The 12915-nt window shown below is 72.8% G+C and carries 15 protein-coding genes; 2 read left to right on the top strand and 13 right to left on the bottom strand.

Annotation, left to right across the window (positions count from 1 at the left end):
* Positions 1–140: 140 nt before the first annotated feature.
* Positions 141–740: a mycothiol-dependent nitroreductase Rv2466c family protein gene (locus tag DLJ47_RS22995; RefSeq protein ID WP_396775804.1), complete on the bottom strand. Its 600-nt coding sequence runs from the start codon at positions 738–740 to the stop codon at positions 141–143.
* A gap of 244 nt (positions 741–984) precedes the next feature.
* Here DLJ47_RS22995 and pepN point away from each other — a divergent pair, with 244 nt between their 5' ends.
* Together pepN and DLJ47_RS22985 are read left to right on the top strand one after the other, a co-directional pair.
* The gene (pepN, locus tag DLJ47_RS22990; RefSeq protein ID WP_109902610.1) at positions 985–3534 is read left to right on the top strand and encodes an aminopeptidase N; all 2550 of its coding nucleotides are present in this window, start codon (positions 985–987) and stop codon (positions 3532–3534) included.
* An 82-nt stretch (positions 3535–3616) separates the two neighbouring features.
* The gene (locus DLJ47_RS22985) at positions 3617–4180 is read left to right on the top strand and encodes a Uma2 family endonuclease (protein ID WP_109902632.1); all 564 of its coding nucleotides are present in this window, start codon (positions 3617–3619) and stop codon (positions 4178–4180) included.
* Between the two features lie 101 nt (positions 4181–4281).
* On the opposite strand, the gene DLJ47_RS22980 is transcribed toward DLJ47_RS22985, so the two are convergent.
* The 12 genes from DLJ47_RS22980 to DLJ47_RS22925 are packed head-to-tail and all read right to left on the bottom strand — an operon-like array spanning position 4282 to position 12843.
* The gene (locus tag DLJ47_RS22980; RefSeq protein WP_109902608.1) at positions 4282–4689 is read right to left on the bottom strand and encodes a DUF5130 family protein; all 408 of its coding nucleotides are present in this window, start codon (positions 4687–4689) and stop codon (positions 4282–4284) included.
* Entirely contained in the window at positions 4676–4984 is a 309-nt protein-coding gene (gene ctaJ, locus DLJ47_RS22975; RefSeq protein ID WP_446723590.1) for an aa3-type cytochrome oxidase subunit CtaJ, read from the bottom strand. Before ctaJ ends, DLJ47_RS22980 begins: the two co-directional genes overlap by 14 nt.
* Positions 4985–5032: 48 nt before the next feature.
* Positions 5033–6496: an amidase gene (locus DLJ47_RS22970; protein ID WP_109902606.1), complete on the bottom strand. Its 1464-nt coding sequence runs from the start codon at positions 6494–6496 to the stop codon at positions 5033–5035.
* A 50-nt stretch (positions 6497–6546) separates the two neighbouring features.
* Positions 6547–6972: a PIN domain-containing protein gene (locus DLJ47_RS22965; RefSeq protein ID WP_109902604.1), complete on the bottom strand. Its 426-nt coding sequence runs from the start codon at positions 6970–6972 to the stop codon at positions 6547–6549.
* Positions 6969–7187, bottom strand: a complete 219-nt coding sequence (locus DLJ47_RS22960) for a type II toxin-antitoxin system VapB family antitoxin (RefSeq protein WP_109902602.1) — start codon at positions 7185–7187, stop codon at positions 6969–6971. Before DLJ47_RS22960 ends, DLJ47_RS22965 begins: the two co-directional genes overlap by 4 nt.
* A gap of 28 nt (positions 7188–7215) precedes the next feature.
* Entirely contained in the window at positions 7216–8274 is a 1059-nt protein-coding gene (locus DLJ47_RS22955) for an amidohydrolase family protein (RefSeq protein WP_109902600.1), read from the bottom strand.
* Positions 8274–8798 (bottom strand): 3-hydroxyanthranilate 3,4-dioxygenase, encoded by a 525-nt coding sequence (locus DLJ47_RS22950; RefSeq protein WP_088992337.1) that lies wholly within the window; start codon positions 8796–8798, stop codon positions 8274–8276. Before DLJ47_RS22950 ends, DLJ47_RS22955 begins: the two co-directional genes overlap by 1 nt.
* On the bottom strand, positions 8795–9223 hold the full coding sequence (locus tag DLJ47_RS22945; RefSeq protein ID WP_109902598.1) for a RidA family protein: 429 nt from the start codon (positions 9221–9223) through the stop codon (positions 8795–8797). The genes DLJ47_RS22950 and DLJ47_RS22945 overlap by 4 nt, the downstream gene beginning before the upstream one ends.
* The gene (locus DLJ47_RS22940; protein WP_109902596.1) at positions 9220–9993 is read right to left on the bottom strand and encodes a 2-keto-4-pentenoate hydratase; all 774 of its coding nucleotides are present in this window, start codon (positions 9991–9993) and stop codon (positions 9220–9222) included. The genes DLJ47_RS22945 and DLJ47_RS22940 overlap by 4 nt, the downstream gene beginning before the upstream one ends.
* Entirely contained in the window at positions 9990–11054 is a 1065-nt protein-coding gene (dmpG, locus tag DLJ47_RS22935) for a 4-hydroxy-2-oxovalerate aldolase (RefSeq protein ID WP_109902594.1), read from the bottom strand. Before dmpG ends, DLJ47_RS22940 begins: the two co-directional genes overlap by 4 nt.
* Positions 11051–11995: an acetaldehyde dehydrogenase (acetylating) gene (locus tag DLJ47_RS22930; protein ID WP_109902592.1), complete on the bottom strand. Its 945-nt coding sequence runs from the start codon at positions 11993–11995 to the stop codon at positions 11051–11053. Before DLJ47_RS22930 ends, dmpG begins: the two co-directional genes overlap by 4 nt.
* 50 nt (positions 11996–12045) lie before the next feature.
* A complete protein-coding gene (locus DLJ47_RS22925) occupies positions 12046–12843 on the bottom strand; it encodes a 2-keto-4-pentenoate hydratase (protein ID WP_109902590.1) in 798 nt (265 codons plus the stop codon).
* Positions 12844–12915 lie beyond the last annotated feature (72 nt).

Here is a 12915-nt window from a genome sequence, read left to right as displayed (position 1 = left end):
GCCCCACACGCGCCCGACCCCCTGCCCACGCTCCCCGGCCTTCGCCGTTGATCAAGGGGTTCGTGTCAGGTTCCGGCGCGGACCCGACCCGAACCCCTTGATCAACGCGGACAGCGCGGGAGCGGCGGCGGGGGCAGGGCTCAGTCGAAGATGGGGTCGACGTCGCGGGAGCGCTTCAGCTCGAAGAAGCCGGGGGTGGCGGAGACCAGCAGGACCCCGTCCCAGAGGCGGCCGGCGGCCTCGCCCTTCGGCGCCGGGGTGACCACCGGGCCGAAGAAGGCGACCTGGCCGCCGTCCGGGCCCGGTGCGTGGATGACCGGGGTGCCCACGTCGGTGCCGACCGGCCGCATCCCCGCCTCGTGGCTGGCCCGCAGCGCCTCGTCGTACTCGGTGCTCCCGGCCACCTCGGCCAGCGCCGGGTCCAGCCCGGCGTCGGTCAGCGCGGCGGCGTACAGCTCCGGCCCGAGGTTCTGCTTGCCCAGGTGGATCCGGGTGCCGAGGGCGGTGTAGAGCTTGCGCAGCACCTCGGAGCCGTGCCGCTGCTCCGCGGCGATGCAGACCCGCACCGGGCCCCAGCCGGTCCGCATCAGCTCCTGGTACTGCTCGGGCAGTTCGCGGCCCTCGTTCAGCACCGACAGGCTCATCACGTGGAAGCGGATGTCCACGTCCCGCACCTGCTCGACCTCCAGCAGCCAACGGGAGGTGATCCACGCCCACGGGCAGAGGGGGTCGAACCACATGTCGACGGCGGCACGCTCGGTCACGGTGAGGTCCCTTCACGACGGGTGACGCCGGGGTTCCGGCGCCTCACCCCGATCTTCGCCCCCGGCGCCGCGGCGTGGTACCGGAACGAGAGCGTGACCTCGACCACCGCGGGCCGCCGGTGCATGCAAGACTCGGTTCCGACCGGCCGCCACGAGCGGCCGGCGGACGGGCGCCGCCGCGGCGTACGGCGAGAGTGGGATGGAGACGAACGTGCCGGGAGTGCGCAACCTGACGCAGGTCGAGGCGACCGAGCGGGCCCGCCTGCTCGACGTGACCGGGTATGACATCAGTCTGGACCTGTCGAGCGCCGTCCAGGCGGCCGAGGGCCGCACCTTCCGATCGACCACCGAGGTCCGGTTCCGCTGTACCGAGCCGGGCGCGAGCACCTTCATCGAGGTGGCCGCCGACTCGGTGCGCTCGGCGACGCTGAACGGCGAGCCGGTCGACCTGGGCGACTGGTCCGCCGAGAAGGGCCTGACGCTGTCCGGCCTGGACAGCGAGAACGTCCTGGTGGTCGACGCCGACTTCGCGTACTCCAACAGCGGGCAGGGGCTGCACCGCACGGTCGACCCGGTCGACGGCGAGACCTACCTCTACAGCCAGTTCGAGACGGCCGACGCGCAGCGGGTCTACGCCTGCTTCGACCAGCCCGACCTGAAGAGCGTCTACACCTGGCGGGCCACCGTCCCCGACCACTGGCGGGTGGTGTCGAACATGCCGGTGGCGCGCGAGGAGCCGGCCGGCGAGGGCCTGAAGACCGTCCACTTCGCCGAGTCGGCCCGGATGAGCACCTACATCACCGCGCTCTGCGCCGGCCCGTACCACGAGGTGCGGGACAGCCACGACGGCATCGAGCTGGGCGTGTTCTGCCGGGCGTCGATGGCCCAGTACCTGGACGCCGACGACCTCTTCCTGATCACCAAGCAGGGCTTCGACTTCTTCCACGAGAAGTTCGGCGTCCGCTACCCGCTGCCCAAGTACGACCAGCTCTGGGTGCCCGACTTCAACGCCGGCGCGATGGAGAACTTCGGCTGCGTCACCCACGCCGAGTCGCACTACATCTTCCGCTCCCAGGTCACCGACTTCGAGTACGAGCAGCGGGCGAACACGATCCTGCACGAGCTGGCGCACATGTGGTTCGGTGACCTGGTCACCATGCGCTGGTGGAACGACCTGTGGTTGAACGAGTCGTTCGCCGAGTGGGCCAGCCACTGGTGCAACACCCACGCCACCCGGTTCACCGACGCGTGGACGACCTTCCTGTCCATCCGGAAGAACTGGGGCTACCGGCAGGACCAGCTCTCCTCCACCCACCCGGTCTACTGCGAAATGCCCGACCTGGAGGCGGTCGAGGTCAACTTCGACGGCATCACCTACGCCAAGGGCGCCAGCGTGCTCAAGCAGCTGGTCGCGTACGTGGGCGAGGAGCCGTTCCTGGCCGGTCTGCGGACGTACTTCGGCAAGCACGCCTGGGGCAACGCCACCTTCGACGACCTGCTCTCCGAGCTGGAGGCGGCCTCCGGCCGGGAGCTGCGCAAGTTCGCCGCCCAGTGGCTGGAGACCGCGCAGGTCAACACGCTGCGCCCCGAGGTGACGATCGACACCGACGGCGCGTACCAGCAGGTGGTGATCCGGCAGGAGGCCCCGGCCGGGCACCCGACGCTGCGTACCCACCGGATCGGGGTGGGCCTCTACGACCTCACCGACGGGCGGCTGGTGCGCCGCGAGCGGCTCGAGGTGGACGTGACCGGCGAGCGGACCGAGCTGGCCGAGCTGCGCGGGGTGCGCGCCGCCGACGTGCTGCTGCTCAACGACGACGACCTCACCTACACCAAGCTGCGGCTGGACGAGCGGTCGATGGCGACAGTGGTGCAGCACATCGCCGGCCTGGAGTCGTCGCTGGCCCGCGCACTCTGCTGGACGGCGGCCTGGGACATGACCCGGGACGCCGAGCTGGCCGCCCGCGACTACGTGGCGCTGGTGCTGGCCGGGCTGCCCGCCGAGACCGACATCAACCTGGTCACCGCGACGCTGCGCCAGGCCACCACCACGCTCACCTTCTATGCCGACCCGGCCTGGGCGCCGACCGGCTGGGCCGAGCTGGCCCGTACCGCCCGCGCGGCGCTGGCCGCCGCGGAGCCGGGCAGCGGCTTCCAGCTCGCCTGGGCCCGGGCGTACGCCTCGGCGGCCCGCTCCGCGGAGGACCTGGCCGCGCTGCGCGGCTGGCTGGCGGGCGGCGAGGTGCCGACCGGCCTCACCGTCGACACCGAACTGCGCTGGGCAGTCCTCGGTGCGCTGGTGGCCAACGGCGCGGCCGGCCCGGCCGAGATCGAGGCCGAGCTGGCCGCCGACCGCACCGCCAGCGGCGAGCGGGAGGCCGCGTACGCGCACGCGCTGGTGCCGACGGCGGAGAACAAGGCCGCCGTCTGGGCGCAGCTGACCGGCCCGGAGGCGCTGCCGAACTGGCGGCACCGGGCACTGCTGCAGGGCCTGACCCACCCGGCGCAGGTCGAGCTGGTCGCGCCCTACCGGGAGAAGTACTTCGCCGCGGTGGGCCAGGTGTGGGCCAGCCGGGACAGCGAGCCGGCCCAGGAGTTCGCGCAGCTGGCGTACCCGGCGTACCTGGTCGAGGACGACACGGTGGCGGCCACCGACGCCTGGCTGGCGGCCGACGGCCACCCGGGCCCGCTGCGCCGGCTGGTCGCCGAGGGCCGCGACGGCGTGGTCCGCGCTCTCAAGGCGCGCGCCAAGGACGCCCGGAGCGCCTGAGTCGGCGTGACCGGCCGGGGCCGGCGTGGGCGGAAGCCCCCGCCGGCCCCGGCCGTTATCGTGTCGGGAGGAGGTGGACGTGATGGCCCAGCCGAGCTACGAGTGGCGCCCACCCGAGCGCGGGTGGCGGGAGCAGGATCTCCTCGACCTGCCAGACGACGGGAACCGCTACGAGATCATCGACGGGAGCCTGCACGTGACCCCACCCGCCGGGCCCGACCACCACGAGCTGGCGGACGACATCCGGATGGCGTTGCGCCAGGTGGCGCCGCCGGCATGGCGGGTGATCCGGGAGATCGGCGTACGGGTTCCGGGCGGCAACCTCATCCCGGACGTCACGGTCCTGAAGCCCGGTGCGCCGCGGGAGCGGATGTGGGCCGAGGCGACCGACATCGGGCTCGTCGTCGAGGTCGAGTCGCCGGGCAGCCGCCGGCACGACCGGTTCACCAAGCCCGCGCTGTACGCCGAGGCCGGCATCTCCTTCTACTGGCGGGTGGAACGCAGCGACTTCGGGCCGGTCGTCTACCGCTACGAGCTCGGCAAGGACGACCACTACGTGCTGCTCGGCACGGTGGGGCCGGACGACCCGGTCGAGGTCGCCGAGCCCTGGCCGATGAGGCTCGACCCGGGCCTCTGGCCGCGCTGATCGCCGCACCCGCGCGTGTGCCGAGCCGGTCACCCGGTCCGCGACACTGCGAAGCCCGGCCCGCGTCGGACGCGGGCCGGGCTTTCGTCGTACGGGTGGGCTCAGCCCTTGCCGGCGTGGCTGGCCAGCTGGTCCAGGCCGTTGATGATGCCGCCGGCCAGGTCACCGCCGCCGAACGCCGCGACCATGGAGAGTGCGGCCAGCTTGGCGTACGTGTCCGGGATGCGCTTGCGCGCGTACCGGCCGGTGACGATCTCCAGCTGGCGCTGGTTGGGCGAGACCGCGATCAGCACCGACTTGTCGGGCTCGGCGAGCTGGCGGTGCAGCCGCTCGGCGTGCTCCCGGCTCGGCTCGTCGAGACCGCCGACGAAGACCGAGAAGACCAGGCCGGTGTTCTGGTCGGCCAGTCGGAGCGCCTCGTCGATGCGCAGCAGCTGCCGGGTCGAGAACGGCCCGTCCAGCACCTCGGGCGGACTGTCCGGCCCGGCCTGCTTCTCACCAACGGTCACTTGCGCCTCCGGTTCCACCGGCCGGCGCCATCTCGCCGGCCTGCTCCTGCTTGCGACTGGTCAGCGCCGGCGCCTGGGCGCCCGCTGCCAGGGCGGTGCCGGCCGAGTCGGCCAGCTGCTCCGGACGGGCCAGGAACCAGACCGGAGTGAAGTCGAAGGGCCGACCCGGCCGGTAGCGCTTGGCGCCGCCACCGCCGCCACGGCTACCGGCGTACGCCAGACCGGCGATCACCAGCACCGCGGCCGCCGGGATGCCGACGAAGACCAGCAACGTCTCGGTAACAGACAATCCCAACGCCCCCAGGCGGAAAGAGAGACCAGAGCATCCGGGTCGGGTGGACGATCATGGCGCCGACCGCCCGACTCCGCTGCCATTCACGTTAGCGGAGCCGACGGCCCGCCAGATTGCGGGGTGGCGATCCCACCCGCCACTGGAGTTCTCCAGTTGCGCAGCCGTGGCGATCAGCCGCGCGTCGTCGCCGTACCGACCGGTCAGCAGCACCCCGACCGGCAGTCCTTCGGCGGTCACGCCCACCGGCAGCGAAACGGACGGATCGCCGGTGACGTTGAAGATGGCGCAGTACGGCGAGAACCGGCGTTGCCGGTCGAAATCCTCGGCCGGGTCGCCGCCCTCGGTGAACCACCCAACGGGCGCCTGCGGCGCGGCGAGGGTGGGGCAGAGCAGCAGGTCGCAGCCGGCGGTGCGGTGCACCCCGAGGCGTACCTGTGCCTGGAGTTCGCCGAGCGTGGTGGTGAGGGTGGCCGCGGAGATCTCCGCGCCCCGGGCCCGCAGGTGGCGGGTCAGCGGCAGCAGCCGGCTCTCCAGCTCCGGCGGCACCGGGGCGAGCGCCAGGACGTACCAGACGATCTCGAACAGCGGCCACGCCGCCGGCCCGAGCGGCGACGGCACCTCGACCACCTCGTGCCCGGCCGCGGTGAGCAGCGCGGCGGCCCGGTCCACGGCGGCCACGCAGTCCGGGTGGACCGGCTCGTCGGCGAGCATCGGGGCGGTGAACCGGCCGACCCGCAGCCGGCCGGGAGCGGCCTGCCGGGCCGCGGCCAGGTAGCCGCCGGCGGGCGGCAGCGGCGGCAGGTACGGCTCCCCCGGCACCGGCTGCGCCAGCACGTCGAGCAGCGCCGCCACGTCGGCCACGGTCCGCCCGATCGGTCCGCTGGTGGGCAGCCCGAACGCGCCGAAACCGAGCGGGCCGCCGGAGACCAGGCCGCGGCTGGGCTTGTAGCCGATCAGGCCGCAGAGCGACGCCGGGATGCGCAGCGAGCCGCCACCGTCGGAACCCTGCGCCACCGGCACCAGCCCGGCCGCCACCGCCGCAGCCGCGCCCCCGCTGGAGCCGCCCGCGGTGTACGCCAGGTTCCACGGGTTGCGGGCCGGCGGCGCGACCAGCCCCTCCGAGTAGAGCGAACAGCCCAGCTCGGAGGTGGTGGTCTTGCCGAGGCTGACCAGCCCGGCGGCGCGCATGAAGCGGACCACGTCGGCGTCCACCGGCGGCACGAAGTCGGCGAAGGCGGCCGACCCGAAGGTGGTCCGCACCCCGGCGGTGAGGGTCAGGTCCTTGATCGCGGTGGGTACGCCGTGCAGCGGCCCACGCCGGTCGACCGGCACCGCGTCGGCGGCCCGGGCGGCCGTCCGGGCCAGCTCCGCCGTGACGGTGACGAACGCCCCGACCGTGTCGCCGAGCGCGGCGACCCGGTGCAGGTGGTGCTCGACGAGTTCCACGCTGGACAGCTCGCCGCCGGCGATCGCGGCGGCCTGCTCCAGCGCGGTCAGGTCGTGCGGCTCGGCCATCCCCTCATCCTGCCCGGTTCCTCCCGTCTTTGCCGCGCTGACACGGCGTGCTAAAGGGTCCCGGGCGGGGCCACCCATTCGGAGCGCGGGCCCCCTACCTCGGCCAGCAGGTCGAAGTCGCGGTCGTAGTGCAGAACCGTTGCGGAGTATTCAGCCGCGACCGCGGCGACCGTGAGGTCGACCGGACTGGCGGCGCGGTGATGACCTCGTGCGGTCAACGCCAGCTGAAGGTCACGGGCGCGGGTCGACACCGCGGCCGTGACGGGCAGGTCCACCATCAACTGGGCGCGGCGGGCGCGGATCGCCATGGCGTCGCGGGAGTCGCGGGCGCTGCGGCCGTCCTCGAGGTCGAGCGGCAGACAGGTCGCGGCCAGCCCTTCCTCCAGGACGGCGGTCACCCGCTTGCGGACCACAGGCAGGCGAAGGCGAGCCCAGGCCGAGGTGTCGATCAGGTAGAGCCCTCCCGGGACCGTCACGCCGCATCCTTCTCGCCGTCGGGCACCTTGTCGTCGTCGACGATGCCCGTCCAGTCGCGGTCGATCGACAGCAGTTCCCGGATCGCCTCCAGCCGCTCGCCCCGTTCCGCCACGAGCCGGAGGGCCGCGTGAATGGTGTCCTTCTTGCTCTTCGTGCCAAGCTCCCGTCGGGCGCGTTCGAGCAGCTCATCGTCAAGATCGATGACAGTCTTCACGCCGTGAGTATATACCAACCCTCTGCTCTTATATACCCAACGTACCGAGAAAGCGCAGGGCGTTGCCGCCGAGGAGCTTGTCGCGCTGCTCGGGGGTGAGGAAATCGGCCTTGCGGACGACCTGGCCGACCGGGCGTTCGCCCAGCGGGTACGGGTAGTCGCTGCCGACCAGCACCCGGTCCTCCCCCATGGTGTCGACCAGCAGCCGCAGCGCGGCCGGCTCGAAGACCACCGAGTCGACGCAGAACCGGTCGACGTAGGCGCTGGGCGGGGCGGTCGAGGAGCCCCGGACGAGGTCGCCGCGGCGGTGCCAGGCGTTGTCGGCCCGGCCCAGCCAGAACGGGAAGCTGCCGCCGCCGTGCGCGAAGCAGATCCGCAGTGTCTCCGGCACCCGGTCGAAGACGCCGCCGAGGATCAGCGCCAGCACCGACAGGTGGGTCTCGGCCGGCATGCCGGTGAGCCAGCGGGCCATCCACCGGTCCAGCCGGGGGCCGCCGGGCATGTCCCACGGGTGAACGAAGACCGGCGCGCCCACCCGGGCGCAGTGGGTGAGGAACTCGACGATGCCGCCGTCGTCCAGGTCGCGGTCACCGACGTGGTTGCCGATCTCGACGCCGACGTGCCCGGCGGCCAGGCAGCGGTCCAGCTCGGCGCAGGCGGCCGCCGGATCCTGCAACGGCACCTGGCAGAACGGCACCAGCCGCCCGCCGCCGGCCGCGGCGACCTCCAGGGCGAGGTCGTTGAAGATCCGCGCCACCTTCGCCGCCTGGTCGGCGGGGCGGTCGTAGCTGAAGAAGACCGGGGTGGGCGAGACGACCTGCAGGTCGACGCCGTCGGCGGCCATGTCCGCCAGCCGGGTCGGCGCGTCCCAGCAGGACGCGCCGATCGGGCGGAACTCCGTCTCGCCCACCATGATCATGGCGGCGCGTTCGGAGTCGACCCGCAGCCAGGGCCAGCCGGACCCGCCGCACGCGACGCCGAGGTCCGGCCATCCCTTCGGTACGACGTGCGTGTGCACGTCCACCACCGGGGACCGAACCGGCCGAACCTCGTCGGCTGACCGGTCGACCGAGCCGGCAGCGGCCATCAGCCCTTCCCCGGATGCAGCGCGCCGCAGTTGTCGCAGGTCCGCGCGTTCTCGTCGGTGTAGAAGGCCTGGAAGACCGGGGGCAGGTCGGCGGCGATGTCGCGTACCTGGAGCTCCACCTCGTGCACCTTGTGCCCGCACTCGGGGCAGTACCACTGGAACTTCTCCAGCGTGCCCTCCTCGCGGACCCGCTCGATCACCATCCCGATCGAGCCGGCCTCCGGCCGCTGCGGCGAGTGCGGCATGTTGCGCGGCAGCATCCACATCTGACCCTCGCGGATGTGCACCGTCCGCGGCCCCTCCGGGGTCATCAGGTTGACGTGCATGTTGCCCTTGACCTGGTAGAAGAACTCCTCGTACGGGTCGACGTGGAAGTCGGTGCGCTGGTTCGGGCCGCCGACGACCATGACGATGAAGTCGTCGCTGCCCGGCAGCATCTCCTTGTTGCCCACCGGTGGCTTGAGCAGGTGCTGGTGCTCCGCGATCCACCCGGGAAAGCTGAACGGTTCGGCGATCTCGCTCACGACTGACCTCCTGAGGGAAGAAGGGCCACGGCCTGAATCTCGATGAGCAGGTGCGGGTGCGGCAACTGGTGCACGGCGACGGTGGTGCGGGTCGGCCCGGTGGCGTCGAAGTACTCGGCCCACACCTCGTTGTAGCCGCCGAAGTCGTTCATGTTCACCAGGTACGAGGTGACCTGCACGAGGTCGGACAGGTCGGCGCCGACCGAGCGCAGCAGGTCCCGGATGTTCTCGATCACGGCCCGGGTCTGCACCCGGATGTCCAGGTTGGTGGTGCCGAACTCGTCCACCTCGACGCCGGCGAAGGTGTTGTCCGGCCGCCGGGACGACGTACCGGAGACGAAGACGAACCCACCCGCCACCTTGACGTGCGGAAAAGCCCCTCGCGGCACGGCCTTGCCGGCCACCACCTTCGCGCCGTCGCTCATGACGACGCCCGCAGCGACGCGGTGCCGAGCTTCTCGACGACGGCCCGGACGTGGGCACCAGGACGCAGCGGCACCGCGGCGGTGGCCGCCCCGGCCAGGAAGACCCAGCCGGAGTGCATCCGCACCCCGTGCCGGCCGGCCAGCCGGATCCCCTCGTCCAACGCCCGGCGCGGGTCGCCGAGGATGGCCGCGGTCGAACCGACCTGCGCCACCCGGCCGTCGACCTCCAGCAGCACGCCGAGGTTGTCCAGCCCGTCCGGCACCGGTGACCACGGGCCGACCACGAACGCGGCGGCCGAGGTGTTGTCGGCGATCACGTCGGGCAGCGAGAAGGTGAAGTTGGCGTACCGGGAGTCGATCAGCTCGATGGCCGGCGCGACCGCGCGGACCGCGTCCCGGAACTCGCCGACCGGCTCGCCCGGTTGCGGCATCCGGTCGAGCAGGAACGCCACCTCCGGCTCGACCCGCGGGTGGATGTAGTCGGCCGGGTCGACGGTGCCCCCGTCGGGCACCCGCATCACGTCGGTGAGCCGGCCCCAGATCACCTCGTCCACGCCGACCTGGGCCATCTTCGCCTTGCTGGTCAGCCCCATCTTCAGCCCGACCAGCCGCTCACCCCGGTCGATCCGGCGTTGCAGCAGCGCGGTCTGCACCGCGTACGCGCCGTCGACGTCCAACCCGGTCTCGGCGGCGAGCTGCGGGATCGCGGTGGCGGTGTCCGCCGCCACACCCAACCGCTCGGCGATCCCGGCGGTGTCCGGACCGATCATGCCGTCCCCTCCTCGCGGCGGCCGGCCAGGTCCAGCGCCACGTCCACGATCATGTCCTCCTGGCCGCCCACCATCCGGCGCCGGCCCAGCTCGACCAGGATCGACCGGACGTCCACGCCGTACTTCGCCGAGGCGCGCTCGGCGTGCCGCAGGAAGCTGGAGTAGACCCCGGCGTAGCCCAGCGAGAGCGTCTCCCGGTCGACCTGCACCGGCCGGTCCTGCAACGGACGGACCAGGTCGTCGGCCGCGTCCATCAGGGCAAACACGTCGCAGCCGTGCTTCCAGCCGTGCAGCTCGGCGACCGCGACGAAGACCTCCAGCGGAGCGTTGCCGGCCCCGGCGCCCTGGCCGGCCAGCGAGGCGTCCACCCGGACGGTCCGCCCGTGCGGCGACCCGAGCGGCCCGGTGCCGAGGATCCGGCCGTGCTCCACCGCCACCACGCTGTTGGCCACGCCCAGCGACAGGTTGTGGTGCGCGTGGATGCCGATCTGCGTCTCCGGCTCCAGCACCTGCCGGTACGCGTCGATCCGCTCGGCCACGTCGGACATCAGCAGCCGGCCGCCGGAGTCGGTGACGTAGACGCAGTGCGCCCCGTACGACTCCATCAGCTTGGCCTGCCCGGCCAGCCCGGCCGGGTCGTTCATGTGCGACATCATCAGGAAGCCGGCGACGTCCATGCCGTTCTCCCGGGCCCAGGAGATGTGCTGGGCCGAGATGTCCGCCTCGGTGCAGTGGGTGGCGATCCGCACGCTGGTCACCCCGAGCGCCTTCGCCGCCTTCAGGTCGGCGATGGTGCCGATGCCGGGCAGCAGCAGCGTGGTGAGCTTCGCGTTGGTCATCACCTCGGCGGCCGCCGCGATCCACTCGGCGTCGCTGGCCGCGCCGTGGCCGTAGTTGACGCTGGAGCCGGCGAGGCCGTCGCCGTGCGCCACCTCGATGGCGGCCACCCCGGCCGCGTCCAGCGCGGCGGCGATGGTGCGCACCTGCTCGACGGTGTAGCGGTGGGCGATGGCGTGCATGCCGTCGCGCAGCGTCACGTCCTGGATGTAGAGATCGGTCATCGCGCGGCCACCTCCGTCGTGGGCGCCGTCCGCAGGGCGACCAGCCGCTCGGCGGTCCGCAGCGCGGCCGAGGTCATGATGTCCAGGTTCCCGGCGTACGCGGGCAGGTAGTGCCCGGCGCCGGAGACCTCCAGGAAGACCGAGACCTGCAACCCGGTCAGCTGCCGGCCCAGCGCCGGCACGTAGCTGTCCACCCGGTCGAACTGCACGTCCTGCTTGAGCCGGTAGCCGGGGACGTACTCCTGGACGGTCGCCACCATCTCGGCGACGGAGGCGGCGATCGCGGCCCGGTCGGCGTCGGCGTCCGGGCAGAGGCAGTAGACGGTGTCCCGCATCAGCAGCGGCGGGTCGGCCGGGTTCAGCACGATGATCGCCTTGCCCCGCTCGGCGCCACCGACCACCTCGATCGCCCGGGCGGTGGTCTCGGTGAACTCGTCGATGTTGGCCCGGGTGCCCGGCCCGGCCGATTTCGAGGCGATCGAGGCGACGATCTCCCCGTACGCCACCGGGGTCACCCGGCCGACCGCGGCGACGATCGGCACGGTGGCCTGCCCGCCGCAGGTGACCATGTTGACGTTGGTTTCGTGCAGGTGCTCGTCCAGGTTGACCGGCGGCACCACGTACGGGCCGACGGCGGCCGGGGTCAGGTCGATCAGCGTCCGGCCGTGCGCGCGCAGCACCTCGTGGTGGCGCCGGTGCGCGCCGGCCGAGGTGGCGTCGAAGACCAGGTCGACGTCGGCGAACTCGGGCATCGCCACCAGGCCGTCCACGCCGTCGGCGGTGGTGGCCACGCCGAGCCGCCGGGCCCGGGCCAGGCCGTCCGACCCGGGGTCGATGCCGGCCATCGCCACCATCCGCAGCGACTCGGAGAGCCGCAGCACTTTGATCATCAGGTCGGTGCCGATGTTGCCGGACCCGAGCACCGCCACCCCGACGGTCATGCTGTGCCCTCCGTTCGCGACCGCGGGGCTCGCGGACTCACTTCGCGCGCTCACGACGCCCCCTCCGACGACGAGAAACAGGTCCGGACCGAGCCGAGGCCGGAGATCCGGGCCTCGTACGCCGCCCCGGGGGTGACCGGCACCATCGGGCCGAGTGCCCCGGAGAGCACCACGTCACCGGCGCGCAGCGGGTCGCCGGAGCGGGCCATCGTGCGGGCCAGCCACTCCAGCGCGTGCAGCGGGTTGCCCAGGCAGGCCGCCCCGGCGCCGACCGAGACCGGCTCCCCCGCGTGTTCCAGCACCATCCCGCAGAGCCGCAGGTCCACGTCGGTGAGCCGGCGCGGCGTGGTGCCGAGCACGAACAGCCCGCTCGAGGCGTTGTCGGCGACGGTGTCCACGATGGAGATGTCCCAGCCGGCCACCCGGGAGTCGACGATCTCGATCGCCGGCAGCACGTGGTCCACCGCGCGGGTCAGGTCGGCCGTGGTGACCCGCTCGTCGGGCAGGTCGGCGCCGAGCACGAAGGCGACCTCCGCCTCCACCCGGGGCTGGAGCAGCCGGTCCAGGCCGACCTCCGCACCGTCGGGCACCGCCATGCTGTCCAGCAGCACGCCGAAGTCCGGCTGGTAGACGCCGAAGCTCTCCTGCACCGCCCGGGAGGTCAGCCCGATCTTCGCGCCCACCCGCCGGTGGCCCCGCTGCAGCCACTGCCGCACCTGGAGCTGCTGCACCACGTACGCGGACGTGACGTCCCCCTCGGGCAGCAGCCGCCCGCGCAGCGGCGGGCAGGGCTTGCCGCTCTCCCGCGCCGCGACCAGTTCCCGGGCCGCGGCCTCGTAATCGCTCATGTCGGCTCCTCGCTCCGCTCGGAGCCGACATGAGGCTCCACCGCACTGCGCCGGATGATTCGCTCGCTGCGC

The organism is Micromonospora sp. S4605 (genome assembly GCF_003176715.1).
Classification (GTDB): domain Bacteria; phylum Actinomycetota; class Actinomycetes; order Mycobacteriales; family Micromonosporaceae; genus Micromonospora; species Micromonospora echinaurantiaca.
The sequence above is the reverse complement of the archived record's forward strand: the minus strand, read 5'-3'. Positions and strand labels throughout refer to the sequence as shown.